Source organism: Nesterenkonia alba DSM 19423 (genome assembly GCF_000421745.1).
Lineage (GTDB): Bacteria > Actinomycetota > Actinomycetes > Actinomycetales > Micrococcaceae > Nesterenkonia > Nesterenkonia alba.
In genome coordinates, this window is the sequence record NZ_ATXP01000001.1 from 341182 (window position 1) to 367367 (window position 26186).

At 64.4% G+C, this 26186-nt stretch carries 22 protein-coding genes; 11 read left to right on the top strand and 11 right to left on the bottom strand.

From position 1 onward, the window contains the following. Positions 1 to 69: 69 nt before the first annotated feature. The 4 genes from H578_RS0101565 to tmk all read right to left on the bottom strand — a co-directional run bounded on the left by H578_RS0101565 (position 70) and on the right by tmk (position 4658). Positions 70 to 1077, bottom strand: coding sequence for a universal stress protein (locus tag H578_RS0101565; protein ID WP_022871956.1), 1008 nt, complete (start codon positions 1075 to 1077; stop codon positions 70 to 72). 143 nt (positions 1078 to 1220) lie between these two features. Continuing rightward, a complete protein-coding gene (locus tag H578_RS12480) occupies positions 1221 to 2768 on the bottom strand; it encodes an alpha/beta hydrolase (protein WP_022871957.1) in 1548 nt (515 codons plus the stop codon). Next, complete coding sequence (locus tag H578_RS0101575) at positions 2761 to 3978, bottom strand: DNA polymerase III subunit delta' (RefSeq protein WP_022871958.1); 1218 nt, start codon at positions 3976 to 3978, stop codon at positions 2761 to 2763. Before H578_RS0101575 ends, H578_RS12480 begins: the two co-directional genes overlap by 8 nt. Continuing rightward, positions 3975 to 4658: a dTMP kinase gene (tmk, locus tag H578_RS12485; RefSeq protein WP_033420136.1), complete on the bottom strand. Its 684-nt coding sequence runs from the start codon at positions 4656 to 4658 to the stop codon at positions 3975 to 3977. Before tmk ends, H578_RS0101575 begins: the two co-directional genes overlap by 4 nt. Before the next feature lie 138 nt (positions 4659 to 4796). Between tmk and H578_RS12490 the strand changes: the two genes are divergently transcribed. Both H578_RS12490 and H578_RS0101590 read left to right on the top strand, forming a co-directional pair. Then, entirely contained in the window at positions 4797 to 5123 is a 327-nt protein-coding gene (locus tag H578_RS12490; RefSeq protein WP_022871960.1) for a DUF2516 family protein, read from the top strand. 24 nt (positions 5124 to 5147) lie between these two features. Then, complete coding sequence (locus H578_RS0101590) at positions 5148 to 5891, top strand: phosphoglyceromutase (RefSeq protein WP_022871961.1); 744 nt, start codon at positions 5148 to 5150, stop codon at positions 5889 to 5891. 76 nt (positions 5892 to 5967) lie between these two features. Here H578_RS0101590 and H578_RS0101595 read toward each other — a convergent pair whose 3' ends face one another. From H578_RS0101595 to H578_RS12495, 5 genes are all read right to left on the bottom strand, one after another. Continuing rightward, positions 5968 to 8187, bottom strand: coding sequence for an NADP-dependent isocitrate dehydrogenase (locus tag H578_RS0101595; protein WP_022871962.1), 2220 nt, complete (start codon positions 8185 to 8187; stop codon positions 5968 to 5970). Positions 8188 to 8283: 96 nt separating this feature from the next. Next, entirely contained in the window at positions 8284 to 9633 is a 1350-nt protein-coding gene (gene mgtE / locus H578_RS0101600; RefSeq protein ID WP_022871963.1) for a magnesium transporter, read from the bottom strand. Positions 9634 to 9776: 143 nt separating this feature from the next. Further along, the gene (gene purH, locus H578_RS0101605; protein WP_022871964.1) at positions 9777 to 11411 is read right to left on the bottom strand and encodes a bifunctional phosphoribosylaminoimidazolecarboxamide formyltransferase/IMP cyclohydrolase; all 1635 of its coding nucleotides are present in this window, start codon (positions 11409 to 11411) and stop codon (positions 9777 to 9779) included. A gap of 149 nt (positions 11412 to 11560) precedes the next feature. Further along, positions 11561 to 12241, bottom strand: coding sequence for a response regulator transcription factor (locus tag H578_RS0101610; protein WP_022871965.1), 681 nt, complete (start codon positions 12239 to 12241; stop codon positions 11561 to 11563). Further along, positions 12238 to 13503 carry a sensor histidine kinase gene (locus H578_RS12495; RefSeq protein ID WP_084709801.1) on the bottom strand — a complete coding sequence of 422 codons (1266 nt, stop codon included), beginning with the start codon at positions 13501 to 13503 and terminating at the stop codon, positions 12238 to 12240. The genes H578_RS0101610 and H578_RS12495 overlap by 4 nt, the downstream gene beginning before the upstream one ends. A 248-nt stretch (positions 13504 to 13751) precedes the next feature. On the opposite strand from H578_RS12495, the gene phoU reads away from it, so the two are divergent. From phoU to H578_RS0101650, 7 genes are all read left to right on the top strand, one after another. Next, positions 13752 to 14405 (top strand): phosphate signaling complex protein PhoU, encoded by a 654-nt coding sequence (gene phoU, locus H578_RS0101620; protein WP_022871966.1) that lies wholly within the window; start codon positions 13752 to 13754, stop codon positions 14403 to 14405. Positions 14406 to 14581: 176 nt separating this feature from the next. Further along, on the top strand, positions 14582 to 15538 hold the full coding sequence (locus H578_RS0101625) for a TIGR03557 family F420-dependent LLM class oxidoreductase (protein ID WP_028463834.1): 957 nt from the start codon (positions 14582 to 14584) through the stop codon (positions 15536 to 15538). Positions 15539 to 15557: 19 nt separating this feature from the next. Further along, entirely contained in the window at positions 15558 to 17249 is a 1692-nt protein-coding gene (locus H578_RS0101630; protein ID WP_022871968.1) for an alpha-amylase family protein, read from the top strand. A 93-nt stretch (positions 17250 to 17342) separates the two neighbouring features. Beyond that, on the top strand, positions 17343 to 18224 hold the full coding sequence (locus H578_RS0101635; protein ID WP_156837161.1) for a hypothetical protein: 882 nt from the start codon (positions 17343 to 17345) through the stop codon (positions 18222 to 18224). Between the two features lie 18 nt (positions 18225 to 18242). Then, positions 18243 to 19163 (top strand): putative sodium/potassium/calcium exchanger, encoded by a 921-nt coding sequence (locus tag H578_RS0101640; RefSeq protein ID WP_022871970.1) that lies wholly within the window; start codon positions 18243 to 18245, stop codon positions 19161 to 19163. A gap of 36 nt (positions 19164 to 19199) precedes the next feature. Beyond that, complete coding sequence (locus H578_RS12500) at positions 19200 to 21698, top strand: MMPL family transporter (RefSeq protein ID WP_022871971.1); 2499 nt, start codon at positions 19200 to 19202, stop codon at positions 21696 to 21698. 234 nt (positions 21699 to 21932) lie between these two features. Further along, the gene (locus H578_RS0101650; protein ID WP_022871972.1) at positions 21933 to 22157 is read left to right on the top strand and encodes a hypothetical protein; all 225 of its coding nucleotides are present in this window, start codon (positions 21933 to 21935) and stop codon (positions 22155 to 22157) included. Positions 22158 to 22316: 159 nt separating this feature from the next. Here the strand turns inward: H578_RS0101650 and H578_RS12505 are convergent, their stop codons facing one another. Continuing rightward, positions 22317 to 22769: a Fur family transcriptional regulator gene (locus H578_RS12505; RefSeq protein WP_022871973.1), complete on the bottom strand. Its 453-nt coding sequence runs from the start codon at positions 22767 to 22769 to the stop codon at positions 22317 to 22319. A 154-nt stretch (positions 22770 to 22923) separates the two neighbouring features. Here H578_RS12505 and glyA point away from each other — a divergent pair, with 154 nt between their 5' ends. Together glyA and H578_RS0101665 are read left to right on the top strand one after the other, a co-directional pair. Continuing rightward, positions 22924 to 24210 (top strand): serine hydroxymethyltransferase, encoded by a 1287-nt coding sequence (gene glyA / locus H578_RS0101660; protein ID WP_022871974.1) that lies wholly within the window; start codon positions 22924 to 22926, stop codon positions 24208 to 24210. Between the two features lie 4 nt (positions 24211 to 24214). Further along, complete coding sequence (locus H578_RS0101665) at positions 24215 to 25096, top strand: bifunctional methylenetetrahydrofolate dehydrogenase/methenyltetrahydrofolate cyclohydrolase (RefSeq protein ID WP_022871975.1); 882 nt, start codon at positions 24215 to 24217, stop codon at positions 25094 to 25096. 139 nt (positions 25097 to 25235) lie between these two features. Here the strand turns inward: H578_RS0101665 and H578_RS0101670 are convergent, their stop codons facing one another. After that, a complete protein-coding gene (locus H578_RS0101670; protein WP_156837162.1) occupies positions 25236 to 26117 on the bottom strand; it encodes a hypothetical protein in 882 nt (293 codons plus the stop codon). Positions 26118 to 26186 lie beyond the last annotated feature (69 nt).

The following is a 26186-nucleotide window of genomic DNA, read 5'->3' on the forward strand; positions in this document are numbered from 1 at the left end:
GCGATCTCACAGCGAACGCAACTGCTGCAGCTCTGGATGCAGAGCTTCCGGCGACGTCGCCGGTTGCAGTCAGGTGCCGAAGTGCGGCTCGTCGCGCAGTCGCTCATCCTCCAGGCGGGGCACCACCATCACCGGGCCATCGGCGGTCAACAGCACGCCCCGGGAGGTGGAGCCCAGCAGCACAGAGGCCAGCCCCCCGCGGCCGCGCGTTCCGACCACTGTCAACTGGGAGAACGACGTCGCCGCGCTGAGTACCTCTGAGGACTCACCGGTCTCCACCGAGGTGAGAACCTCCACGTCGGGGAAGTGATTGCGCAGCCAGGCGCGCTCGGCGTCGAGCTTGGCTTCGAGTTCCTTACGGCGGGCTTCGACGTGAGCATCCTCCCGGGGACCCAGCTCCGGGTACCACAACAGCGCCCCGTCAATCGGGGGCAGGGCGATGATCATGCGAAGGGTGACACCACGATCGGCTGCCGCCTGGGCGGCGTGCAGGGCGGCCACCCGGGAATGGCTGGAACCGTCGATACCGACGGTGACAGGACGGTCGTCTTCGACGGGGGCGAAACTTCCCCCACCGCTGGCCTCGGGGTCATAGGCCCGGGGAACCACGACCGTGGGGCAGGTGGCATGCCCCGGTAGGGCCGAGGCGACGGAACCGAGCACCCGGCCGAGGAACCCGCCACGTCCGCGTCCGCCGACGACTGCCAGCTCAGCCGCCTGAGAGAGGTGAACCAGGACCCCGGCCGCATCGCCTTCTTCTAGGCGGTAGGTGACCTCGCCGGGGTAGTCCTTGAGGTAGGCGCGGGCCTTGTCGAGGATTTCCTCGCCGCCCTGGCGCTGCAGGGAATCGACGCTGACATCGGGAACCTGCTCGATGTAGCCGCTGATATACGGAGGCACGGTGAAGGCGTGAACCACGGTGAGGGTGGTGCCGCGCCGCTGGGCGGCACGAGCCGCGTAGTGCAAAGCCAAGGTTCCCTGCTCGGAGGCGTCGTAACCGACGATCACGCCGAGGTTGCGCTCCGTGGAGACGAAGGGAATGGGGCTGGTGTGGGTGTGGATTTCGTGGTTCTTCAACTCCGCCTCCTCATTGAGGGCTCAAAACATTCGTCAAGGTCGGCGGGATCACCACGGGAAGAGGGCCCACCGCCTCAACAACTGTAGTATACATCACTCTTCTACACGATGTAGAAAATGAGCGGGGAGTCTCACAGTGGTCTTCAGCAGTCAGTGCGGCCCTCTGGGAGCTCACCACTGAGCAGGTACTCATCGACGACGTCGGTCACACAGGTATTGCCTGGACGGTAGGCGATATGCCCTTCGGCGTCGTCGACGATGAGCGCCGAGGCCGGTACCAGCTGGTGCATGCTCTCCGCCCATTGAACCGGTGTCGCGGGATCGCCAGTGGTGGCCAAGAACAGCATGGGTGGTAAGTCCTCATCCGGAGTCCAGGGCTCACCGACCGGCTCGTGCTCCCAGGCGTGACACAGCAACCCTTGGTGGCCCATATAGGGGCCGAAGGTCGGAGCTTCCTCACTGATCGCCTCGACTTCCTGTTCCATCTCTTCTGCGGAGTCAGGCCAGTCGTAGTCCAGGCACATCACCGCGTTGAAGGCCCAGGTGCTCATCCACTCGTAGCTGCCGTCGGCCTCTTGCCCGGCCTGCAGATCCGCCCAGTACTGGAAGGGATAGAACTCACCGGTCTCGACGGCGGCTACGAGCGCCTCGTGGAGGTACTGCCAGCCATCGGGGCTGTACATCGGGGCAATAAACCCACTGATGAGACCGGAGACCGTCAGCACCCGCCCGTCCTGGACTGTGACCGGTTCCTCGGCAACATCGGCGAAGAGCTGTTGGACAACACCGACGACGTCGTCGGGCGTCTCCGCGATGCAGTTCGGCTGGTCGGTCACACACCATTGAGCGAATCCGGTCAACGCGCTTTCAAACCCGGCGGTTTGAGTCACTGCGAGTTCGTGGGCATCGAGGGAGACATCCATCATCGAATCGAGGACGAACCGGCCCACCCGGTCGGGGAACTGCTCGGCGTAGGCCATCCCCAGTTTGGTGCCGTAGGAGAAGCCCACATAGTGCAGTTCGTCCTGGCCCAGGACGCCGCGGATAATGTCCATATCCCGAGCTGCGGAAAAAGTGTCCACGTGGCCGAGCAGTTCCCCCGTCCGGTCGGCGCATTCGGCGGCGATCTCTTCGGCCTGCTGTTGTGCTTCAGTGGTGTCTTCACTCTCCGACTGGCGGTACTGGTCGTAGTCCTCATCCTCCAAGCACTCCACTCCGGAGGAGCGGTCTACCCCACGGGGATCGAAACCGACGATGTTGAATTCCTCGGCGAGCTCATCGGTCACTGAACCGGAGAGCCGCTCGGCGACCAGACTGTACCCGGGCTCACCCGGTCCTCCAGGGTTGGTCAGCACATACTCGGCGCTCGGGTCGGTCCCATCGGCGATGACTGCCAAGGCGATAGTCTCTCCGGTGGGGTCGGTGTAGTCCACCGGTACGGTGATCTCGGTGCAGTGCATCCCGGCTTCGCAGTCTTCCCACTGCACATCCTGAGAGTAGAACTCCTCGAGCAGCTCGCGCTCGGGCTCCGGCACCACTGAGGGCCCCGGACGCTGAGGCTGCGTCAGCTCTGTGTCTTCCGTGGTACCCGGCTCTTCAGTAGGGTCCTCCCCGGCATCAGTGAGCCCACAACCGGTCAGCATCAGCACTGCCGCGGCCAGCACGGCCCAGAATCCGGCGCGGCTATCCATGGCTACTCCTGGTGGGCCGACCGTACCGGGGAGTACCGCCGCGAGGGATCAGCGATGCCATGAGTGCCTCCATGGCCAGTTTGGGTGGCACGTTCTGACCGATTCTCATCCGGGCGGCATTGATGGCATCCAGGCACCTCAGGGCCTGCTCGGCGCTGAGGTGCTCGGCCAGCTGCGTGAGCTCTCCGCGGAGGTGTTCGTTGATGAGCTCGACGCCGGCGGAGAGCTTCAGGCTCAACACGTCCCGGTAGACACCGGTGAGGTCAATGAGCGTGCGGTCTAAGGCATCGTGCACCGCGCGCTTGGTGCGACGTTCGCTTTCTTCTTCCAACCGTTTGAACTGGGCGCGCAGCTTGGCGGGAATCTTTTCCTCCGGGTCCAGGCCCAGGGTCCGGCGCAGTGCGGCGTGCTCCTCCGCCAGGCGGGCTTCGGACTCAGCTGCCGCGTCAGTCTGCGCCATGGAGACCAGGTCCTCGGCGGCGAGCACCGCCTGGGAGGCAGAGCGGACCTTCAGCGGCAAGGAGACAACGTCATTACGCCGTCGCATGGCCTCCGGGTCCCGGGCCAATCGGCGGGCCACTCCGATATGGCTCTGCGAGATCCGTGCCGCGAAGGCGGCATCCTCCCGGTTCAGTCCGTCACGGTGGACCAACAGATCGGTCACCGCCGCGACCGGGGGGATCCGCAAGGTGACGTGCCGGCAGCGGGACCGGATGGTGACCAGCACATCGGCCGGAGAGGGTGCGCAGAGCACCCAGATGGTCTGCGGTGGGGGCTCCTCGATGGCCTTGAGTAACACATTGGTGGTCCGCTCGGTCATGCGGTCGGCGTCTTCGACCACGATGACCCGCCACTGGGCGTTCTGCGGGCGGTCCTGTGCGGTGGTGACCAGCTCACGGACTTCTTTGATGTTGTAGGTGACGTTCTCGGTGGTGACCAACTGCACCGCCGGATGTGCTCCGGCGAGGATTTGTTCAGCCCGGCGGGCATCAGCCTGTGGGTCGGTGCCCTCCAGGTTCAGTGCGGCGGCAAAGGCTCGGGCCGCATTGGACCGTCCCGATCCGGGCGGACCGGTCAGCAGCCACGCGTGGGCAGGAGCCTGCGAACGGGCTGCGCTGACCAGCTGCTCCACCACCGGATCCTGACCAACCAGCTCGGCAAAGACTGTCTGTGGGGTCACACCAGACTGCTGGGACGTGTAGACCGTCATACTGTCTGAACCCCCTGATCGAGGTCGAGCAGCTTGGCTAAGCGAGTGCGGATCCGTTGTTGGATGCTCTGTGCGTCCACGGCGGCATCAAGCACCAGGTAACGCTCCGGTGCGGCTTCTGCCCGGTCCAGGAACGCCTGACGCAGGCGGCTGTGGAACGCGTTGTCGGCGGATTCGATACGGTCCCCGACTGCCCCGCCATCCCGGTGGGCACGACGACGCCGGGAGATCTCCGGATCCACATCCAGCACCACGGTCAGGTCTGGGGTGAGGCCTTCGGTGGCCCACCGATTGATCTGGGCGACCTCCTCGATGCCGAGACCACGGCCAACCCCCTGGTATGCCAGTGAGGAATCGACGTACCGGTCACACAGCACCACCTCACCGCGGGATAACGCCGGACGGATGAGCTGCCTGACGTGAGCGGCCCGAGAAGCGGCAAACAGCAACGCCTCGGTGCGCGGATCGACCTCCCCCTGGCCGTGGTCCAGCAGCAGTGGTCGGATGCGTTCACCGATAGCCGTACCACCGGGTTCCCGAGTGGTTACCACGTGCCGGCCGCAAGCCTGCAGCCACTTGCGAAGCAGGCCGATCTGGGTGGTCTTTCCCGTGGCCTCCCCACCCTCAAGGGCGACGAACAGCCCGGTGTGCTCCTCGCTGTGCTCTGCGGCGTTGTTCACCTGCCCCAGACTACCGGCCACCGGTGAGACACCCGATGTCCTCATACTGGAAGCCATGACCGGTGAGGACCGAGTGGTTGAGATCGCGGCGCTGCCTGACTGCAGTGCGCCCCGGTGGGCGCATAGGATGGTGCCATCATGGCTTCTCTCGCTGCTGACCTGACGACGATGACCACACTGTGGGCTTACGTCGACCTCACGGTATTCCTGCTCTACCGGCTCTTTGCGCTCATTTGTTTCGTCCTGGCGCTGGTGGCCTTCTTCAAGTGCCTGACGAAAAACCAAGAGCGTTTCATCGCCATGGACAAGCGCACCAAACAGTTCTGGCTTGGCATCACCGGTGGGGCCAGTGCCCTCGCTTTAGTGAGCATGCTCGGACTGGGCCCCTTTGTGCTGCTGATGTCCTCGGCCGCGGCCTGCATGGCTACCGTCTATCTCGTTGACGTCAACCCAGAAGTTTCCTAAGCGACCACAGAAGGGACCGCCACTATGGCCTATGACCTCATTCTGCTCCGGCACGGGCAGAGCGACTGGAACCAGAAGAACTTGTTCACCGGGTGGGTGGACGTCAAACTGACCGACCAAGGTCGAGCCGAAGCGGCCCGCGGCGGTGAGCTGCTCGCCGAGCACGAGTTACTGCCCGATATCGTCCACACCTCCCTGCTGCAGCGGGCCATCACCACCGCTCACCTGGCCCTGGAGACCGCCGACCGACTGTGGATCCCCGTCAAGCGCAGCTGGCGGCTCAACGAGCGGCACTACGGTGCCCTGCAGGGCAAGAACAAAGCGGAGATCCGTGAAGAATACGGTGAAGAACAGTTCATGACCTGGCGGCGTTCCTATGACACTCCGCCCCCGGAGATCGACGACGCCGATCCGTACAGTCAGGCCGGTGACCCGCGCTATGCCGATGTGCAGAACCCGCCGAAGACCGAATGCCTCGCTGACGTCGTCGCACGCTTCCTGCCGTACTGGGAGGCCGAGGTCGTTCCCGACCTCAAGGCCGGTCAGACCGTACTCCTGGCCGCTCACGGTAACTCCCTACGCGCCCTGGTGAAGTACCTCGACGGCATCGGCGATGAAGAGATTGCCGGGGTGAACATCCCCACCGGCATTCCGTTGCACTACCGACTGGATGAGAACCTCACACCCGTCACCCCCGGCGGGACCTACCTGGACCCAGAGGCCGCCAAAGAAGCCATCGAGGCTGTGGCCAACCAAGGCAAGAAGTAGCGCGGCACGGACAGCATCCTGAGGCCTGCGGAAAGGCCGGAGGAGCCCTTTCCGCAGGCCTCAGACACCTAGCGAATTACGCAGCCAGGCTGTCGATGATGGTGTTCAGTGTGGGGGAGGGGCGCATGACTTTCAGCGTCTTCTCCTCATCGGGGCGGTAGTAGCCTCCGATATCCGCCGGCTGACCCTGCACGGCCAGCAGCTCCTCGACGATGGTCGACTCATTGCTGCTGAGCTGCTCGGCCACCGTCTTAAAGGTTTCCGCCAGCTCGGCGTCCTCCTCCTGCTGAGCCAATTCCTGGGCCCAATACAGCGCCAGGTAGAAGTGGCTGCCGCGGTTGTCGATCGTGCCCAGCTTCCGGCCGGGGGAACGGTCCTCCATCAGGAAAGTCGCGGTAGCCCGGTCCAGAGCCGAGGCCAGGACCTTCGCCTTCGGTGTAGAGGCCTGCTCAGCGTACTTCTGCAGGGAAGGAACCAGAGCGAAGAACTCCCCCAGGGAGTCCCACCGCAGATAGTTCTCTTCGGTCAGTTGCTGCACGTGCTTAGGTGCCGAACCGCCGGCACCGGTCTCGTAGAGACCACCGCCGGCCATCAGCGGCACGATGGAGAGCATCTTGGCGCTGGTACCCAGTTCGAGGATGGGGAAGAGGTCGGTGAGGTAGTCACGCAGCACGTTTCCGGTCACCGAAATAGTGTCCTCCCCGGCGCGCAACCGCTCCACGGTGTAGTGGGTGGCGGCGACAGGATCGAGGATCTTGATCTCCAGGCCCTCGGTGTCATAGTCAGCCAGGTACCGGATGACCTTGGTGATGAGGTTCTTGTCATGAGCGCGGTTCTCATCCAGCCAGAACACCGCAGGTGCGCCGGTCTCCTTGGCCCGGGTGACAGCTAGCTTCACCCAATCGGAGACGGCGGCGTCCTTCGTCTGGCAGGCCCGCCAGATGTCACCGGGCTGAACCTGGTGCTCAATGAGCACATCCCCGGCTGAGTTGACGACCTGGACGGTGCCGGCGGACTCGATCTCGAAGGTCTTGTCGTGCGAGCCGTACTCCTCAGCCTTCTGCGCCATGAGCCCCACGTTGGGAACCGTCCCCATCGTGGTGGGGTCAAAGGCGCCGTTGGCTTTGCAGTCCTCAATGACGGCCTGGTACACCCCGGCGTAGCTGGAGTCCGGGATCACCGCGAGGGTGTCGTCTTTCTCCCCGGAGGGCCCCCACCCTTTACCGCCGTTGCGGATCACCGCGGGCATTGAGGCGTCGATGATGACATCGGAGGGTACATGCAGGTTCGTGATGCCCTTGGCGTCGTCGACCATGTACATCCGCGGCCCCTGCTCCAGGGCCTTTTTGTACTCGGAGACGATGGCCTGGCCGGTCTCACCGAGTTTCTCAGCACCGGAGAGAATGGACGCCAGACCATCATTGGGGGAGAGTCCGGCCTGAGCGAGTTCATCTCCGAACTTCTCGAAGATGGAGGGGAAGAAGGCCTTGACGATGTGTCCGAAGATGATGGGGTCGGAAACCTTCATCATGGTGGCCTTCAGGTGGGCGGAGAACAGCACATCGTTCTCCTTGGCCTTGGTGATGGCCTCGGCGAGGAAAGAGTCCAGCGCCTGGGCGGAGAGGAAGGTGCCGTCGAGGACCTCACCGGCTTCGACAGCCAGGTTCTCCTTCAACGGGGTGACTGTTCCGTCGACGGCCACGTGCTGGATGGTCACCGAGTCTGCGGCCTCGAAGATGACCGACTGTTCATTGGAGGCGAAGTCGTTCTCCCCCATGGTGGCGACTTCGGTCTTGGAGTCGCTGCTCCACTCGCCCATCCGGTGCGGGTTGGCGCGGACGTACTTCTTAATGGACTCCGGGGCGCGCCGGTCCGAGTTGCCTTCGCGCAGCACCGGGTTCACCGCAGAACCCTTCACCCGGTCGTAGCGGGCGCGGATCTCGCGCTCCTCATCTGTGGAGGGAGACTCCGGGTAGTCGGGCAGCTGATAGCCCTGGGACTGCAGTTCAGCGATGGCGGCCTTCAGCTGCGGTACCGAGGCGGAGATGTTCGGCAGCTTGATGATGTTCGCCTCGGGGGTCTTGGCGAGCTCGCCCAATTCGGCCAGGGCATCGGCCTCCGCCTTGTCCTCCCCGACGTACTCGGGGAACTGAGAGATGATGCGGCCGGCCAGGCTGATGTCCCGGGTCTCGACCTCGACCCCTGCCGTGGAGGCGAAGGCCTCCACAATCGGCTTGAGCGAGAAGGTCGCGAGCATCGGCGCTTCGTCAGTGTTCGTATAAATGATCTTTGCCATGCAGGGATCTCCCTCGAGGTCGTGGAATGTACTCCGTTGAGGTCTGTGAAGTTGTCGTCCCCCAACCTATCGCACGCCGGTGACAGATCAGCCGGTTCAGATGCCCAGAATGGCCCGGGCGATGAGGAAGTAGATGATGAGTCCGGTGGCATCGACGAAGGTGGCGATGAACGGATTGGCGAAGACCGCCGGGTCAGCCCCTAGAGCCTTGCCCAACAGCGGCATAAGCCCCCCGGCACTGGCAGCCAAAGTGCAGATCGCCAGCAAGGTTAAGCCGATCACCGCACCGATCTGCCAGCGGGAGATATCCCCGGGCCCCCACAGCGCCACCAGGGTGAAGCCCAGCACACCGAGGACCGAGCCGAGAGTGACCCCCACCCGCACCTCACGCCAGAGCACTTTGAACACGTCCCGGGGGCCGACATCCCCCAAGGCCAGGGCACGAGTGACGGTGGTCGCCGCCTGGTTACCGGTATTGCCTCCGGTGCCGATGAGCAACGGAACAAACAGGCTGAGCACAATGACCGATTCGAGGGTCTCTTCGAAGGTATCGAGCACCTGCACGGTGAGGGTCGCCCCCACTGCCAGCACCAGCAGCCACACGATACGCGAACGCATGATCGTCAGAACCGGGGTGGAGAGATACGGCCGGTGCAGCGGCTCGGCACCACCGTGGCGGGCGGCGTCCTCGCTTTCGGCGCGTTCCAGGATGTCCAAAGCGTCGTCGACGGTGAAGATGCCCACCACCCGATGCTCCGAGTCGGTCACCGGCATCGCCAGGTGCTTGCGATCCGCACAGCGGCGGGCGGCGTCCTCGGCGTCGTGATCGGCGTCGACGCTATCGGCATCGGTCATCAGCTCCGCGACCAGGGTCGAACCCGGGGAGCGCACCAGGTCGCGTAAGGAGATGACCCCCTTGAGCAGGCGTTGGTGGTCCACCACCGGCAAGGTGTAGAGGGTCTCAGCGTCATCCTCGGCAGCGCGGACCTTGGCCATCGCCTCATCCACGTTCCAGTGTTCCCGCACGGCGACGAACTCCGGGCTCATATGCCGGCCGATGGTGCCCTGGCTGTAGCCGAGCACAATATTGGTCAGCGAGCGTTCCTTGGGATCCAGGTGCCGCAGCATCTTCCGGGCCACCGAGGCTGGCATCTCATCCATGAGCCGGACTCGGTCATCAGGGTCCAGGGCTTCAAAGAAGTGCGCGGTCTCGGAGTCTTTCAGGCCCTCAATGATTTCGTGCTGCAGTGCCTGGTCCAACATGTCGAAGACTTCGACGGCGGTGTCTTTCGGCAGCAGCCGAAACGTGACCGCCCGGTCTTTGACTCCGAGGCGTTCAAGGAAGTCGACGATATCCCCGGTTGAGAGGGTGTCGAGGTGCTCCCGCAGCTCGCGCAGCCGCTCGTCGCGGATCAGGTCGGCCAGCTCGTCAAGCTGTTCGGTCATAGGACGCCACCCCCTTGGTCGAGGCCTTCACTCTGGTGGTCACAGCATGCCCTGCGGCACAGCGACCGGTGAGGGCCAGTGCCGCGGGGCTAGGTACTATGCGATGTGCGAGATCGACGCATGGTTTGAGTGTACTGAAAACCTCAGTGGAAGAAGTGCCGCGCGCCGGTGAAGTACATCGTCAGCCCGGCCTCTTCAGCGGCGGCGACGACCTCATCATCGCGTTTGGAGCCACCGGGTTGGACCACTGCCCGCACTCCGGCGGCAATGAGGATGCCCAGCCCATCAGCGAAGGGGAAGAAAGCGTCCGACGCCGCCACGGCCCCTCGTGCTCGCTCCACACCTTCTCCACCGAGCGTGTTCGCCCGCTGAACCGCCAGCCGGCAGGAGTCCAGTCGGTTGACCTGTCCCATCCCTACCCCGACAGCTGCCCGGTTCTTCGCCAGCAGGATCGCATTGGACTTCACCGAGCGCACTGCCCGCCAGGCGAAGGCCAGATCCGCCAGAGTTCCCTCATCGGCGGCAGGTCCGGCCGCCAGCTTCCACTTCCCAGGAGCATCACCTTCGGCTTGAAACACGTCCGAGGCCTGCAGCAGCATGCCCCCGGAGATCTGCTTGTACTCGGCGGTGTCGCGGCGATGGCCCGCGGCCAGCTGAAGCAGCCGGATGTTCTTCTTCTGGGTGAGGATCTGTAAGGCCTCGGGAGCGAAGGACGGTGCAACGACGACCTCTGTGAAGATCTCCGAGACCGTCTGGGCCATCTCGGCGGTGACTTCTCGGTTGGCGGCGATCACCCCACCGAAGGCCGAGAGCGGATCGCAGGCGTGGGCAGCGGCGTGAGCGGTGGCGACGTCGTCGGCCACTGCGACTCCACACGGGTTGGCGTGCTTGATGATCGCCACCGCCGGTTCCTCGAAGTCGTAGGCGGTGCGCGTGGCAGCATCGGCGTCGACGTAGTTGTTGAAGCTCATCTCCTTGCCGTGGAGGACCTGAGCCTGGGCAATCCCCTCGGATCCGCCGGATTCGGCGTAGAGCGCGGCCGGCTGGTGGGAGTTCTCCCCGTACCGCAGGGTGGTGACCCGCTCCAGGGCCAGCCCAGCATAGGGCGGGAAGTGGATCGTGGTGGCGTCCTTGGCCGGCGGTCGAGCCGGCAGAGAGGCGGAGTCGAGGTCGGCGTCGAATTCGGCGGAGGTCCAGCGCGCCACCGCCGTGTCATAGGCCGCTGTGTGAGCGAACGCCAGGGCCGCTAGGCGTTGACGTGCGGCCAGGGTGAATCCACCCGACTTTGCCGCCGAGACGGTCTCTGAGTAACGCAGCGGGTCAACGACGACGGCCACACTGTGGTGGTTCTTCGCTGCGGCGCGCACCATGGAGGGTCCGCCGATGTCGATCTTCTCCACGATCTCTTCTTCGGTCCCGCCGGCTGCGACCGTCTCGGCGAAGGGGTAGAGGTTCACCACCACAAGGTCGAAGGGTTCGACCTCTAGCTCGGAGAGCTGCTTGCGGTGATCTTCACGTCGACGGTCAGCCAGGATGCCCGCGTGGATCCGCGGATGCAGGGTTTTGACCCGCCCGTCGAGGCACTCCGGAAACCCGGTGATCTCCTCCACCGGGGTCACCGGTACACCGGCTTCGGCGATCCGCGCGGCGGTGGAACCGGTGGAGACCAGCTCGACGCCGGCGGCATGCAGTCCCCGGGCCAGATCCGCCAGTCCGGTCTTGTCATAGACGCTGATGAGCGCCCGCTTGATGGGCTGGGTGGTGGTGTCTGTGCTCATCGGCGCGCTCCCGTCGTCGTCCTGAAAATCAACCTCGTCAAGCCTAGCAACCAGACCTCACAGCCAGCGTCGGGAGCTTGAGGTGTGATGGTCGCGTCAGGCTTGCCCCCAGAGGGGGGCCGATCGAGGGCGCCGCTGGGCAGTACTGCCTAGCCGTCGAACTTGTAGCCCAAGCCGCGGACAGTGACCAGCAGTTTCGGTTTGGTGGGATCGGCTTCGATCTTCGAGCGCAGCCGTTTGACGTGCACGTCCAGGGTCTTGGTATCGCCCACGTAGTCCGAGCCCCAGACCCGGTCGATGATCTGCCCACGGGTCAACACCCGGCCGGCGTTGCGGATGAGGATCTCCAGCAGTTCGAACTCTTTCAGGGGGAGGTTGACCATCCGCCCGGCGACTTCGACGATATGGCGTTCGATGTCCATGCGCACTGGCCCGGCGACGATGGTGGAGGAGTCGTCGAACTCCGGTTCGACGTGCCGGCGCAACACCGCACGCACCCGTGCCAGTAGTTCCCGGGAGGAATACGGTTTGGTGACGTAGTCATCGGCACCCAGTTCCAGGCCCACCACTTTGTCGATCTCCGAATCCTTTGCGGTGAGCATGATGACCGGGACCTTGGAGCGCAGCCGGATCTGCCGGCACACCTCGGTGCCGGGCTGGCCCGGCAGCATGAGGTCGAGCAGCACCAGGTCGGCGCCCTCTTTGTCGAAGACGTCGACGGCCTCGTAACCATCGGCGGCGGTGACGACGTCGTAGCCCTCTTTCTGCAGGGTGTACGACAGCGCCTCCGAGAACGAGTCCTCGTCCTCGACGATGAGAATCCTGGTCACGGATGTCCTCCTTCACCGGCACGGGTGCGAGCAGTGTGCGCGGATTGAACGTTGTGGGCGGATGCGGACTGAGTAAGGTCGTCGGTGTTGTTGAGCTGGTCGGCGAGGTCGTCGTCGACGTCGCCGAGTCCGGTGAGAGAATCGAGGCCTTCGTCGATTTCCGGCAGCCGGACCGTGAAAGTCGAACCCCGTCCGGGCTGGGACCACAGGGCCACCTCGCCGCCGTGGTTGCCGATGACGTGCTTGACGATACTCAACCCCAACCCGGTGCCGCCGGTGGAACGGGAACGGGCGGAGTCCACCCGGTAGAAGCGTTCAAAGATGCGCTCCTGATTCTCCGGGGCGATGCCGATGCCCTGGTCGGTGATCGTCACCTGGGCCACCCCGTCCCGGCTGGCCAACCCGATGCCGACCCGGGTGTCCTCGGGGGAGTAGCGCAGGGCGTTATCAATGAGGTTGCGGAAGGCCATGGTGAGCTGTTCGGCATCACCGTGGACCCGGCGCGGAAGCCGGCCACCGACCTTAACCTCGATGTGCTTGGCCTCCGCGGGCATCCGGGAACGGTCCACCGCCTCGGAGATCACCTGGTTGAGGTCCACCGGACGGCCGGTGTGGACCACGTTCTTCCCCTGCACCCGGGAGAGCTCGATGATGTCCTGGACGAGGGCGGCCAAGCGGGTGGATTCTTTGTGCAGCCGTTGGGAGAACCGCGCCACGGCCTCCGGGTCCTCGGCAGCGTCCTCAATGGTCTCGGCCAGCAGGCTGATCGCCCCCACCGGTGTTTTCAGCTCGTGGGAGACATTGGCCACAAAGTCATTGCGCACCGCTTCAGTCCGGGAGACTTCGGTGCGGTCATCGGCCAGCACCAGGATGTACTCGTCACCCAATGGGGCCACGCGGAGGTTCACCACAATGTGGGTCTCGCCTTGTAACCCCCGGGGAAGTTCCATCTGCTGGTCGATGATGACACCGTCGCCACGGACCCGGGAGGTCAGACTGAGGACTTCATCGTGGACCACAGTGTGTCCGCGGACCAGCCCGAAGGCGTAAGCGGCCGGGTTGGCGCGGACCACGCCGTCGACGGTGTCCACCACGATGTAGGCCAGCCCTAAGGAGGCGAGCACCTCCGTGGCCCCTTGGGGCATGGCGGGTTCGTCGACGTCGACGTGCTCAGCACGCTGCCGCTCGCTGACCCGGAAGGCGTGCATCCCGGCGACTCCGAGACCAAGCCCCACGGCCAGAGAGGCAGCGGCGATGAGCAGTACGTCCACGACCACCTAGCTTAGGCCGCTGTTCACCGTGCCGTTGCCGAAATGTCCACCCTGGGTCAATCGTTCACCGGTTGTTCACCTGTGGTTTGCCCGCTGGGCCGTGTGCTGTTCACCTGCCGAGGTCACAGTGGGGAGCTGAACTGCGCTGCTGCATGGAAGCTGTATCAGCGCGTCGCACTGTGATGAGGCACTGTGCGCCAAGAGACCGCACTGTGTGAAGGGGAAAGGACATGCAGCCGATGCGCAAGCTCTTCCAGGAGGACCTGCACAATCTGGGTGACAAGCTCAGTGAGATGGCAGTTCTGGTCCACGAGGCGATGGAGAAGGCCTACACCGCCTTCGAAACCGCCGATGTGCAACTGGCCGAGGAGGTCATCGCCGCTGACGGGCGGATTGACGCTCTGCAGACCGACCTCGATGAAAAGGCCATTGAGCTGCTTTCTCTGCAGGGCCCGGTGGCTTCTGACCTGCGCCTGGTGGTCGGTGCCCTGCGGATGTCCGCCTCTCTGGAGCGGATGGGGGACTTAGCCCGGCATATCGCCCAGCTGGTGCGGCTGCGTTACCCCGACCATGTCGCCGTCGAGACCCTGAAACCGGCGTACCGGAAGATGGCGGCCAATGACATCGCCATCGCACGCAAACTCGTCGAACTGCTGGTGACCCGCGACCCGGAACTCATCACCGAGATCTACGCGCTCAACGAGCAGATCAACGAACTCCACGCCGGAGTCTTTACCGCCATTGCCGCCACGGACTGGAACGCCTCCCCGGCGGCGACCGCCGATGCCACGCTCACCAGCCGGTTCTTCGAACGCTTCGGTGACCACGGGGTCTCAATAGCGAAGAAGGTCGCCTACCTCAACACCGGGGAGTGGGAAGCCGAACCCGCCTGAACCGGCTCTGGGGCTGTTTCTCATCACCGCGGGCTCGGTGCATCCGGTGATCGCATCATCAGGTGGACACCCGGCAGGTCACGGAGCCGGTGCGGAGGGGACTTTTGAGTATCTGTCCAGAATCGTCGTCGTAGGCTTGTCTGACAAGGTGCGACGACGATTCATGGGTGATGCAGATGACATTAGTTGGGTTCCACTGTTCTCAGGAGCAGATCTCGCCGAAGCAGCTGCTGGCCGATGTCCAGCACGCCGAGGCGGCCGGGTTCGCCGCGGCCATGAGCTCGGATCACTTCTTCCCCTGGTCGGTTCGCCAGGGACACTCAGGTTTCACGTTCTCCTGGTTAGGTGCCGCTCTGGCCTCGACGTCGTTTCCGATGGGGTCGGTCTGTGCCCCAGGGCAGCGCTACCACCCCGCCCTGGTCGCCCAGGCCACCGCGACTCTGGGTCAGATGTTCAAAGACCGCTACTGGGTGGCGCTGGGTGCCGGGCAAAACATGAACGAGCACGTCACCGGGGACAAATGGCCAGCAGAAGAGGATCGACGACGCCGGCTTGAGGAGTGTGCCGATCTCATCGCTCGTCTTCACGCCGGGGAGTGGATCAGCCGGCACAGCGGCTACACCACTGTTGAAGATGCCTATCTCTTCGACCGGCCCGATGAGCCGGTGCCGCTGTATGCGGCCTGTATCACCGCCGATTCAGCCCGCAGGGCCGCCCGATGGGCGCAGGGAATGATCACCGTCAACCAGCCTGCAGCTGCCCACCGGGAGACCCTGCAGGCTTACCGGGAAGCCGGCGGGGAAGGTCCGGTGATGCTGCAGATCCACCTCAGTTGGGCACCGAGCCAGCAGCAGGCCGAGGAGATCGCCTACCACCAGTGGAAGACCCACACCTTCGGCCCGCCGCTGGATCAGGACCTGCCCACTCCGCAGCATTTCGACACCGCCGGTGAGCACGTGCCGCTGGAGTCGGTGCTCGAAGGGGCGTGGACGTCGTCGTCATTGGATGCCCACACCGAGTGGTTGGGTGCTGAAGCCGAGCACTTCGACGCGCTCTACCTCCACCACGTGGGGCAGGAACAGGCCCCGTTTATCGACGCCTTCGGCGAACACGTCCTTCCCGCCCTGGCATAAGAAGAAAGGGTCAGTCACCGTGCGTATTACCGACACTGCAGACCTCTGGTACAAGAACGCCGTCGTCTACTGCCTGGACCCGGAGGTGTATCTCGATTCCAACGGCGACGGTATCGGAGACCTGCACGGGCTTACCCAGCGCATCGACTACCTGCACGAGATTGGTGTCACCTGTATCTGGTTGATGCCTTTCTACCCCTCACCACGGCGGGACAACGGCTACGACATCTCTGATATGTACGGCGTCGACCCCCGCTACGGTGACCACGGGGACTTCGTGGAACTCATCCGGTTAGCCCACGACCGGGGCATCCGGGTCATCGTCGATCTCATCATCAATCACACCAGCGACCAGCACCCCTGGTTCCGCCGGTCCCGGGCTTCGAAGTCCAACCCGTTCCGGGACTTCTACGTCTGGCGTTCCGACACCCCGCCGGACACCTCCGATGAGACGATGTTCCCCGACCAAGAGGATGGGATTTGGACCTACGACGAACGCACCGGTGAGTGGTACCTGCATCACTTTTTACACACCCAGCCGGACCTCAACACCGCCAATCCGCTGGTGCGTGAGCAGATCGCCAAGACCATGGGCTTCTGGCTGCAGCTGGGTGTGGACGGTTTCCGGGTCGATGCGGTGCCCTTCGCCATCAACCAGACCACGTTGGCCGGGCGCGACGAGCACGAGTTCGCCGAACCGCACGACTACCTGCGCAGCCTGCGAGCTTTCTTGGCCCGCCGGTCCTCGGGGACCGGCTCAGCGATCATGCTGGGTGAGGTCAATATGCCTCATCAGCAGCAGCGGGCCTTCTTCGGTGGGGAAGACGGCGACCAGCTGACCATGCAGTTCGACTTCTTCACCAACCAGAAGGTCTTTTTGGCCTTCGCGCGGCAAGACGCCGAACCGATCAGGGAAGCACTGCGCTCCAGGCCTCAGGACATCGCCACTGAAGCCCAATACGCAAACTTTTTACGCAACCACGACGAGCTGACCTTAGACCTGCTCAGTGAGGAGGAACGCGAGGAGATCTTCGCCGCCTTCGGGCCACAACCGGAACACCAGTTCGGGGGTCGGGGGTTGCGCCGGCGACTGCCACCCATGGTCGACGGGGATCCGCGTCGGCTGAAAATGGCCTACAGCCTGCTCTTCGCGTTGCCCGGCACCCCGGTGCTCTACTACGGGGAAGAAATCGGCATGGGGGAGAACCTCGATGTCCCCGGCCGGGAGGCAGTCCGGACCCCCATGCAGTGGGACTCGGAGAAGAACGGCGGATTCTCCTCGGCTAAACCCTCCGCGGTGGCCCGAGCTGTCGTGGAGGGCCCGTTCGGTCCCGAACACATCAATGCCGCCGATGCGCGGCGGGACCAGGATTCTCTGTTGCACCACATCACGCGTCTGGCCAAGCGGTACCGGGAATCCCCGGAACTGGGGTGGGGTTCCTACCAGCTGCTGGAGACCCCCTACTCTGAGGTGTTGGCCCACCGAGTCAGGTGGGAGGACCGCACGATGGTGCTGTTGCACAACCTGGCGCCCCACCCGGTGGTCGTGCCCTTCCGGCTGGAGGATCACCGCCCCGGGACGGAGTTGGTGGATCTGATGAGCGAACAATGGTGCCGACTCGACGACGACGGCGGCGCCGAGATTCCCCTCGAGGGATACGGTTACCGCTGGTTGCGGCTGAAAACCGAAGACGACCCGCGGCTGGTCTGACCCGCTGCCGGGCCCGCAGCCCAGTACGCTGTCCTCACCGGTCATCCGGTCGAAGTCAAGCAGACGTTCAGAGTCTGGACGTATTCTCATCCAATGTCCGCACTCGAAGGAGGCTTCCCAGTGCAACGGATCTTCCCCGCCGTGACACTCACCGCCACAGGTGCTGTGCTGCTTGCCGGCTGCGGCCCCAATCCTTTTGACGCCTCCGACCTCGACGACGCCGCACCCCAGACCTCAGGCGTTCCAGTCTTCGGGGACATCCGTCAGGATGCCTTTGATGCGATGCTGGGCGCTGAGTCGGTGACGATCACCGGTGAGGTCGAAGCCGGTGAAGCCGATCTTGACGAACTCTTCGACGGGATCGACTCGGAAGAGACCGGGCAACTGGAGATCTCCGGGGCTTTAGACGGTTCGGACTCAGAAATGAGTTTCTCCGCCGGGGGGTCCAGCTTTGCCCAACGAGCGGTCGACGGTGAGGAGTACTTCGCCGGTGAGGATTTCGCCGCGCTGCTGATCTCCGAGCTGGACGATGAACTCGCCGAGGAGGTCTCCGAAGAGTTCATCGAGGACCTGGTGGCCGACCAGTGGGTGCAGTTCACCGACGGCGGCGATGGAAGTGTCTTCTCCGCGGAGGAGTTCCTCACCACGTGGCAGCAGGAGCTCGCCGAGGAGGACTATGCCGAGCTCACCGCCGAGACCGAGACCCGGGATGGTGAAGAGGTGTGGGTCTACGGCGCGGAGGAGATGGACATTGAGATCGTCCTCGCCGCGGATGAGCAGGCCCCATACCTGGTGGAGATCACTGATGAAGACTCCCACTACAGCTTCACCGAATGGAACGACTCCGCTCCGCCCGAGGAGCCGGAGGATGTCATCACACTGGATGAGATTTTTGAGGCCATCGCTGCTGAGCAGGGCTGGCCGACAGAGGACGTCGAAGGTGGCCAGGAGGACGCCAACGGCGCTGAAGCCTAAGACCAGGGAGGAAACACCATGGAGACGCTGTACAAGACCACCGGCCTTCTCGGCGTCGCGCTGCTGGCGCTGACCGCCTGCGGGGACACTGGGGAGGATCCCGACGGCCACCCCGAGGACGAAGGTGTCGAGGGTCAGGACCCCGACGGTGCCGAAGACCAAGGCGATGCCCCCGAGGAGATCGCCGGCGAGGACGACGGTGAGGGCAATGGTGCCGATCCCGACGACGACACCCAGGACGCCCCCGAACTGGCTGAGATTGAAGAGGACATCTGGGAGTCCAGTCTCGACGGGGACTCGGTGACCATCACCAGTGAGATTTCCGCAGCCGCTATGGGCGCTGATCAGATCGACCCAGACATTGATCCCACCGAGACCACGGAGATCACGATTGCCGGCGACGTCGAGGGCGACGGGTTCCTCTACGGGCTGCCCACTGGAGACTTTCTGGTCTTCGACGACGCCATCTACCAAAGCGTGGAGGACTTCGTCGAGACCTACGAGTCCTCCGCACCGGAGGGTGCTGAACTAGAGATCGACCCCGACCAGCTGCGCAGTGCCCTGGCCGCCGAAGGGGAATGGGTCGAGGTCACCACCGACTACGCCGACCACGTGCAGAGCCCCGCCGAGTTCATCGAGTACCTGCGGCAGAGCTTCGGTGACGACCTGGGTGAGGACGCCCCCGCTGGGGAGCTCGACACCCGGGACGGGGAGAACGTCTGGGTCTACGGGCAGGAGGATGAGGACATCAGTGCCGAGATCGTCGTGCACGCCGATGAATCCGAGCCGCTGCTGCACAGCCTCTCCGGAGCCCAGGGGGACGAAACCGTCGAGGTGACGTTCACCGACTGGGATGAGACAGACGAGCCGGAGCGTCCCGACGATGAGGAGATCATCGACGAGGCCGAATTTGAGCAGATCGCCGAATCCCTGCTCTGAGTCGGGTTGTTGAGCACAGCCGGATAACCTGGGGTTATGTCTCACTGGCTCTCCGGCCTGGGCCGGGTGTGTGCCCGGTTCGCCAAGAGCGTGGTGGCCCTGTGGTTACTGCTGGCAGCTGTGGCCGCAGCCGCCGCGGCAGTCTTCACTGAGGGCACGACCGCCTCCTACACGATTCCCGACGCCGAATACGAGCGTGTCCTCGATGACCTCGGCGAGGAGATCGAAGAGTTCTCCGGCGGCACTGTCCCGGTGGTGCTCAGCAGTACCGACGGTTTCACCACAGACCAGCAACAGGCAATCGCCGACCTCTCAGAGCACCTGGAGGCCCTGGATCACGTTGCCGCAGCCGAAGACCCCTTCGCCGTACAAGAGGACCTCGACGAAGCCGCCGACGAGATCACCGAAGGGCGGGACGAACTCGACGCCGCCGAAGGGGAACTCGATGACAGCGAGGCCGAACTCGCCGCTGCCGAAGAAGAACTCAGCCAAGCTCAGCAGGAACTAGACACCGCCGCGGAGGCTGGCCTAGATGTCAGCGCCGAGCAGGCGGAACTCGAAGCCCAGCAGGCAGAGATCGACGCCGGGTACGAGGAGATCACCGAAGGCCGCGAAGAGATCGCCGAGGAGCGTGAGACGCTTCGGCGAGCCGAGGACCACCTCGAGGTCACCGAGCAGCTACAGACCGTCTCTGAGGACGGCACCGTGGCCCTGCTGTCGGTGCGGTTCGTTGACGAGGCCTATAACCTCACCCCGGAAGAGCAGGACGCGGTGGTCACCGCGGTCGAAGACCAGCTACCCGCCGGGGTGGACGCTGACTACGGACTGGAACTGGTCCAGGATGTGACCGCCATCTTGGGGCCCAGCGAGATCATCGGTGTCGGGGTCGCTGCCCTGGTCCTGTTCATCACCTTAGGTACCGTGGTGGCCGCGGGACTGCCCGTGATGCTGGCACTGATCGGCGTCGGCGTCGGGGTCGCCGGCATCTATGCGGTCAGCCGCTGGGTGGAGATGACCGACACCGACCCGATCCTCGCGCTCATGCTGGGCCTGAGTCTGGGGATCGACTACACCCTGTTGCTGCTCTGGCGGCACCGCCGCCTCCTCGCCCAGGGGTACAGCGTGCACCAGGCCGCAGCCACCGCCTGTGCCCACGCCGGCCCGGCCATCTTCTTCGCCGGGGTGACCAATGTCATCGCCCTCGGAGCCCTGGCGGTCACCGGGATTCCCTTCCTCACCGTGATGGGATTGGCGGCCTCGGCTACCATCCTCATCGTTGTCGCTGCGGTGCTGACCTTGGCTCCGGCGTTGTTCAGCCTGCTGGGCCACCGGCTCATCCCCCAGCACCTGCGCGAAGAGGCTCGAGACGACGCCCTGGGTTCCCCACCACCAACCCCTGAGTCCAACCGGCTCTCCGAGGCGGAGCTAGCCCGTCTGGAGCCCGAGCACCGGCGCAGAGTCCTCGACACCGGATGGGGACGGTTCGTCACCCGGCACCGTTGGCTGGCGATCCTCGGACCGCTGCTCATCCTGGGGACCCTCGCACTGCCGGCGGCGGATCTGCGACTGGGACTTCCCGATGGCGCCTCCGAACCCGAAGACTCCACCGCCTACCAGGCCTATGACACCATCCGAGAGCAGTTCGGTCCCGGAGAGAACGGCCCGCTCATTGCCGCAGTGCAACTGCCCGGCGACCTCACCGAAGAAGAACAAGAAGACATCGTCTATGACCTCGCGACCGACCTCACCGACCGGGAGGGCATCAGCTACGCAGCACCGACCGCGGAGAATGATGAGGGCACTGTCCAGGTGCTGCAGGCGGTCCCGGAGACCGGCCCCAACGAGGAGGAAACCAACACTCTGGTGACCTCGCTGATCGAAGAAGCCGAGACACTGGCGACCGATTATGGGGCCGAAGAGATCGGGTTCACCGGCACCACGGTGGCCAATATCGAGATCTCCGAGCGGATCCTCGAGGCGATCCCGTTATATGTGGGAATCGTCGTCGTCCTCTGCCTGGTCATTCTCGCGGTGGTCTTCCGCTCCCTGGTCGCTCCGGTGCTGGCTGCCGCCGGGTACGTGCTTTCGCTGGCGGCTTCCCTGGGGGCAGTAACCGCCATCTACCAGTGGGGATGGCTCAATGAGATCTTCGGTGTCAGTGAGCCGGCCCCGATCCTGGCCTTCCTGCCGATCTTGATGTCCGGTCTGCTGTTCGGACTGGCTGTGGACTACCAACTGTTCATCATGTCTGGGGTCTATGAGGCCCACCGCCGTGGGGCAGACAACCGTCTGGCGGTACTGGAGGGGCTGCGGCTGGGCGGGCCGGTGGTCGCCGCCTGCGGGATCATTATGGTCTCGGTCTTCGCCGGGTTCGTCTTCGCGGATCTGACGATGATCCGGCCCATCGGTTTCGGCCTGGCCCTGGGTGTGCTGCTGGATGCCTTCCTTGTGCGTGCCACGCTCATTCCCGCCGCGACCAGCCTGCTGGGTCGTGTCGCCTGGTGGGGTGAGGGCTTCACACGGCGTTCTACCTGAACACCGCCTTAAGGTGCGTTGGTGCTGAGGAACGCAACCTGGATGTCTGCTAGGAGTTCACCCTGAGTTGTCCCCAAACCCCCCATTTGAGCTTTTCTCACTCCGGGATCTGTGGTCATGATGGAGTCAGATCACCTGGAGGGTGGCTCAGGCCACGGAAACGGATCCGGGTGAGAGGCGGAAATCCCGCCCAGCATCACAAGACAGATGCAGTCCAACACGGAGGTAACCAGAATGGCTACTACCGAGAACAAGCTTCGCACTCTGGCCGGCGTCGTGGGCATTGGCTCCATCGCTCTGTTCGGCGCAACCGCTTGCGACGACAACGGTGGCGCTGACGACGGTGTCGACGACGGCGTGGAGAACGGCGTCGACGACGGCGCTGAAGACGACGCCATCGACGACGGCGCTGAGGACGACGCTGCCGACGACGTTGAGGATGACGACGACGACGTGTGATCGTCGCCTGAGTCCCCTCACAGAGAGCGAGGCCCCCTCCTACGGGAGGGGGCCTCGCTTGTGTCTACGCTGCCGTGGGGTGAGTTGAAAAACAGAGGCGACAGCGGGGGTGAGTCAGGGGTAGCGGGGACGTGCGAGGGTGCGCGGTGTGGGGTGGGGTTACGCTGCGGCGCGGCGGGGGTGCTCCTGCGCCTGGGCCTGCTGGCAGTCGGCGCAGACCCCACGGAAGACGACGTCGGCGACGTCGATGCTCATCCCCAGCTCGGCCGGAGCCTCCAGGCACGGAGCCTCTCCGTGGACACAGTCAACATCCTCGATCTTCCCGCATACGGTGCATACCGCGTGGTGATGGTTATCCGCAGTGCGGGTTTCGTAGCAGGCCGCCCGGCCCGGCGGGTCGAACCGCCGCAACAGGTCATGCGAGGTCAAATCGTGGAGCACTGTGTATACCGACTGGATGGTGATGTCGCGCAGTTGCTCCGCCACGGCGGCGTGAACGGCTTCAGCCGGCTGATGGGGGTTGGCTGCCACGGCCTCCAGCACAGCAAGGCGCTGACGGGTCACGCGGAGCCCGCGTTCCCGCAGCTGAGTTGGCCAATCGTTCACAGTCATCCCCACTATTCTGCCAGCAGATCTGAATAGCTCACAATAAAGCCTGGTTTGAGGTCTGTCACGTCGGAGCAGCCAGCCCCGCCCGTGGAGGGTCAAGCTCCCCGGTAGACTCTGCCCGGAGCGTCACCACCGCCTGCTGAGGAGAACCGCGACTATGAGCACAGTCCCTGATATCAACACCCAGTCCCTAGCTGAGGTCGACCCGGAGATCGCCCAGGCGATCAGCGATGAGTTGGGCCGCCAGCGCGGCACCCTGGAGATGATCGCCTCCGAGAACTTCGTCCCGCGGGCTGTGCTCGAAGCTCAGGGCTCTGTGCTGACCAATAAGTACGCCGAAGGCTACCCCGGGCGGCGGTACTACGGCGGCTGCGAGTTCGTTGACGTGGCAGAGAACCTCGCCATCGAGCGGGCTAAAGCGCTCTTTGGGGCCGATCACGCCAATGTGCAGCCCCACGCCGGAGCCCAAGCGAACGTCGCCGTCCTGACCGCTTTCCTCAAGCCCGGCGACAAGCTCATGGGGCTATCCCTGGCCCACGGCGGCCACCTCACCCATGGCATGAAGCTGAACTACTCCGGGAAGTTCCACGAAGTGGCCGCCTACGAGGTCGACCCACAGACCGGCATCATCGACATGGAGGCGGTCCGACAGCAGGCGTTGGCAGAGAAGCCGGACATGATCGTCGCCGGCTGGTCGGCCTACCCCCGGCAGCTGGACTTCCCCGCCTTCCGTGAGATCGCCGATGAGGTGGGAGCCGTCCTGTGGGTGGATATGGCCCACTTCGCTGGTCTCGTCGCCGCTGGACTGCACCCCAACCCGGTGCCCTACGCCGATGTGGTGACCACCACCGTGCACAAGACCCTCGCCGGCCCGCGCTCCGGGATGATCCTCACCACCGAGGAACACAAGAAGAAGATCAACTCGGCTGTCTTCCCCGGGCAGCAGGGTGGGCCGCTGATGCACGCCATCGCCGCCAAAGCAGTGGCATTCAAGATCGCCGCCAGTGAGGAATTCGCCGAACGGCAGCGCCGCACGGTCGAAGGCGCCCAGTTGCTGGCCGAACGGCTCACCGGTTCCGATGTCGCCTCCGCGGGAGTCTCAGTGCTCACCGGCGGAACGGACGTCCACCTGGTGCTGGTGGACCTGCGGGACTCAGAACTCGATGGTAAGCAGGCCGAAGATCTTCTCCACGAGATTGGCATCACCGTGAACCGCAACGCGGTGCCCAATGACCCACGCCCGCCCATGGTGACCTCCGGGCTGCGGATCGGCACCCCGGCCTTGGCTTCACGCGGCTTCGGACCCGAGCAGTTCCGGGAGGTGGCCGACATCATCGCCGAGGCGCTCATCGCCGGTCAGGGGGCAGACCGTGAGGCTTTGAGCGCCCGCGTCGCTGCCCTGGCCGCAGACTTCCCCCTCTACGAGGGCCTCGAGGAGTGGTAACCCCGTGACCGCACAGATCCTCGACGGACGGGCCACTGCGAAAGCCATCAAGGCCGACCTCGCTGAACGCGTCGCCGCGCTGAAGGCCAAGGGCATCACCCCCGGACTCGGCACGGTGCTGGTGGGTGCTGATCCGGCCAGTCAGTCCTATGTACGCGGCAAACATCGCGACTGCGAGCAGGTCGGCATCACCTCGATTCAGGTGGAACTGCCTGCCAGCATCACCGAAGCTGACCTGTTGGCCGAACTCGACAGACTCAACAACGACGACGCCTGCACCGGTTATATCGTGCAGCTTCCGTTGCCCAAGCATTTGGACACCAACCGGATTCTGGAGGCGATCTCCCCAGAGAAAGATGCCGACGGGCTCCACCCGATGAACCTGGGGCGGCTGGTCGCCAACGTCAACGATGAGGTCACCACCCCGCTACCCTGCACCCCCGTGGGGTGTGTGGACCTGCTGGCCCATTACGGGCTCGACCTGCAGGGAAAACACGTCGTGGTGCTGGGGCGGGGTGTCACTATCGGCCGACCTATCGGACTGCTGCTGACGCGTCGGGCGATCAACGCCACGGTGACGCTGTGCCACACCGGCACCCGGGATGTTCACCAACACCTGGCCGCTGCCGACGTCGTCGTCGCCGCTGCTGGGGTGAAACACATGGTGGATCCGCAGGTGCTCAAGCCCGGGGTCATCGTGCTGGATGTCGGGGTCACCCGCGAAGTGGATCCTGACACCGGCAAGGCGACGATTTATGGCGACGTCGCCCCCGGCGTCGAGGACGTTGCCTCCTGGTACTCCCCGAACCCCGGGGGAGTGGGTCCCATGACCCGGGTGGAGCTGCTGCAGAACGTGGTCCGCACCGCCGAACAGCGTGCTGCCTGAGACCCTCTGCTGACTCGAGGCCTCCACGGGGTTTCGACAGCGGTTGAGTCGTTCAGGCTGGTTGACGCTCTTCGGGCTCGTCGGATTCTTCAGTGGATCTGTTCTCAGGCGGGCGTGGTGTGCAGTCCGGGGCAGTTTCTCAGCCCAGGTCCTCATGGCCTGGGCGGTCGATCCAGGCGCTGATGAGCCCAATACTGAAGGCCCCGGCGACCACGGCGGCGGTCATCAGTGTGCTCAGCTGCTCCGGAGGCGCCCCGGAGTAGATCGCGGTTAAGAGCAATTCGGTGGACACCTCCGCCATGGAGAAATAGATCACCGCTGACCACAGGGCGACCGGTGCGCGGGCCCAGGGCTCGGGTTCCCGGCGGAGCATACCGCTGACAATCAGTGCCGGTACCACAGCGATACTGCCGATGAGTACAGCGACGACCCCCACGGCCAGCGAAATCGCCACACCCAGGGAGGCTCCGGGTGAGTCATCCCCAGAGGCGGCGATGAGGACGGCACCCACCGGCAGGGCCACCACCCAGAGCGCGCCTGCGAAATAGCCGGGGATCCGCACCGCCATCCGGTGACCGGCTGAAGCGCCACAGCGGAACTGGCTGCTGACCGCGACCCCTCGGAACCGCCGAGCCGCAGGCAGGACATCCGGTAGCAGGACCGCCCCTGCGAAGACTGCAGCGTAGATGACAGAGACTCCCAGATCGGCGCTCAGCCAGGCGAGATCCCCACCGATCTGCAGCTGAACGGAGACCGCGGAGGCAATTCGTTGTGCCATCACCAGTGTGGCCACACCCGCCGCGATGAGCCACAGCCGGGCAGTGACGGTTCGCAACAGGGCTGCCAGGATTCCGCACTGTAGACCGGTGAGCAGGTTCAGCAAAATCGTATGCATGAACAACCCGGAGTCGATGGTCGCATCAGAGATCAGCAGCTCGATCACGCCCACCAGGGTCAATGCGACGGTGGCGGCCAGGGCAGCACCGATGCGCTGCCACATCACTACCGGCTGGTTCGTCATGCCCATCCGCATACTCGCATCTTAAACGGCACGTAGCTGCTGTTGCCCGGTGGAATACCTCCCCGCGGC